The following is a 2,923-nucleotide window of genomic DNA, read 5'->3' as shown; positions in this document are numbered from 1 at the left end:
CGGCCTCACCCACCGCCAGCACGGCACCCAGCAGTTCGGCCGACAGCACCGCACCCGGCTCGACGTCCAGCAGACCGAACCGCCCCGGATGCTCCAGCTGGGCGGATCGCACCAGTCCCCTGACCGGAGCGTCCGTCAGATCTCCCGTGCCGTCGGACGCGCCGACGACGAAGATCAGGCGGGACGCGGCGAACCTCTCGTCCGCCAGCCAGTCCCGCACGAGGTCCAGGGCCCGAGCGGCCGCGTTGTGCGCCGACTCGACCACGTCCGGCAAGGAGTTCGTCACGGCGACCAGCACCGTGCCGGGCACATCGTTCGCCGCCAGTGCCTCGGGGTCGCCGGCGATGACCAGACCGTCCGCGTCGGCGCCGATCACAGCGAGGATGTCGTCACCGAGCAGTGCGACCGGTTCCGGGGACAGGGTGCCGTTCGCCGCACGGGCGGGCACCCAGTCCACGTGGTAGAGGGACTTCGCGCCGCTTTCGGACCCGCCGCCGGCGGCCGAGGCGGACCGTACGACGAGGGACTCCACCGAGGCGACGGGAGCGCCGGCCGGGTCGACCAGCTCCACGGCGAGGGAGTCGTCACCGGTCCTGGTCAGCCGGACGCGCAGCGCCGAGGCGCCGGACGCGTGCAGGCGCACGCCCTCCCAGGAGAAGGGCACCCCGCCGAGCGCGGTGCCGTCGCCGTCGTCGTCGCCGAAGGCGAAGGAGGCGTGCAGGGCGGCGTCGAAGAGTGCGGGGTGCAGTCCGAACGTGCCGCCGTCCACGTCGTCGTTCAGCGCCACCTCGGCGAAGACCTCGTCACCCCGGCGCCAGGCGGCCCGCAGTCCCTGGAAGACCGGGCCGTAGCGGAGGCCGGCCTCGGCCAGCAGCTCGTAGCAGTCGGTCACGTCGACCGGGCGTGCGTCCTTCGGCGGCCAGACGGACGCGTCGAGGCCGGTACGCGCGACGGTCGCCTCGTCGGCCAGTGTGCCCTGCGCGTGCAGGGTCCAGGGGCCGTGGTCGTCGTCCCCGTCGGGCCGCGAGTGAACGGCGACGCTACGGCGTCCCGCCTCGTCGGGTTCACCGACGGTGACCTGGATACGGGTGCCGCCCTGGGCGGGCAGCACCAGCGGGACCGGCAAGGTCAGTTCCTCGACCGTGTCGCAGCCGACCTCGTCGGCCGCGCGGATCGCCAGCTCCAGCAGAGCCGTGCCCGGCACCAGCACCGAACCCTGCACCACGTGGTCGGCCAGCCACGGGTGGGACTGCACCGACAGCCGGCCAGTGAGCACAACTCCGTCGGCGCCGGCCAGTTCGACGGCCGCGCCCAGCATCGGGTGCCCGGGGGTTCCGAGGCCCGCCAGGCGGATGTCACCGGTGCCGGTGGCGGATCCCACGGGCCAGAAGTACTCGTGCTGGAAGGCGTACGTCGGCAGGTCCACCGGGCGCCCGCCCGTCCCGTCGAGCACGGCGGCCCAGTCGGCGTGACCGCCGCGGACGTACAGTTCGGCCAATGCCGTCAGGGCGACGGTGACTTCGTCGCGGTCCTTGCGCAACAACGGTACGAGGAGGGCGTCGTCGCCGGCGCTCTCGCGGGCCATGCCGCTCAGCACACCGTCCGGACCCAGCTCGACGAAACGGGTGACACCCTGCCCGGCCAGCGCGCGGACACCGTCGTCGAAGCGCACGGCCTCACGGACGTGGGTCACCCAGTAGCCGGGCGACGCCAGCTCGCCGGGCGCCGCCACAGCACCCGACACGTTGGAGACGACGGGCAACCGCGGCTCACCGTAGGACAGCCCCTCCGCTACCGTGCGGAACTCCTCCAGCATCGGCTCCATCAGCGGGGAGTGGAAGGCATGCGACACCCGCAGCCGGGACGTACGACGACCCAGCTCGCGGAACACCTCCGCCACCACCTCCACAGCGGCCTCAGCGCCCGAAATCACCACCGACGAGGGTCCGTTGACCGCCGCGACCGACACCTCACCCGTCAGGTGCGGCACAACCTCGGCCTCCGTCGCCTCGACGGCCACCATCGCACCACCAGTCGGCAGCGCCTGCATCAGCCGGCCACGCGCGGCCACCAACGCACACGCGTCCGTCAGCGAGAACACACCCGCCACATGCGCGGCAGCCACCTCACCGATCGAATGACCGGTCACGAACTCCGGCCGCACACCCCACGACTCCACCAGCCGGAACAACGCCACCTCAACCGCGAACAACCCCGCCTGCGCATACGCGGTTCCGTTCAGCGCCTCCGCGTCCTCGCCCCAGACCACGTCGCGCAACGGCCGGTCCAAGTGCTCGTCCAAGCCCGCGCACACCGCGTCGAACGCCTCCGCGAACACCGGGAAACGACCGTACAGTCCACGCCCCATACCCAGCCGCTGCGAACCCTGACCCGAGAACAGGAACGCCGTGCGGCCCTGTTCGGTCGCGCCGACGATCGCGGCGGGGTCGCTCTCTCCCACGCACACCGCGGCCAGGCCGCGCACGGCGGACTCACGGTCGTCGGCGAGGACGACGGCACGGTGGTCGAAGACGGAGCGCTGCGTGGCCAGGGAGCGGCCGAGGTCCACGGCGCGCAGTTCGGGGGCAGCCTCGACGCGGGCCAGGAGGCGCGCGGCCTGAGCGTGCAGGGCGGCTTCGGTCTTGCCGGAGAGGACCCACGGAACCACGCCGGGCGCGAGGGAGGCGAGTCCGCCGCTTCCGGCGTCCGCCTCATCCGCCCTCTCGTACTCGGGCTGTTCGAGGATGATGTGCGCGTTGGTGCCGCTGATGCCGAACGAGGACACACCCGCCCGGCGCGGCCCCGAACCCTGCGCCCACGGCACCGGCTCGGTCAGCAGTTCCACCGCGCCCGCCGACCAGTCGACGTGCGACGACGGCGCATCCACATGCAGGGTGCGCGGCAGCACACCGTGCCGCATCGC

General features: G+C 72.8%; 1 protein-coding gene. It reads right to left on the bottom strand.

Annotated features, from left to right (window positions below):
* Positions 1–2,923: type I polyketide synthase (locus ACFXAE_RS36100; protein WP_384723942.1), on the bottom strand; the 2,923-nt coding region annotated here is incomplete at both ends.

The organism is Streptomyces sp. NPDC059454 (genome assembly GCF_042749965.1).
In the GTDB taxonomy this organism is placed as follows: domain Bacteria; phylum Actinomycetota; class Actinomycetes; order Streptomycetales; family Streptomycetaceae; genus Streptomyces.
Note: the sequence above shows the minus strand (reverse complement) of the source record. Positions and strands in the feature narration are given on the sequence as shown.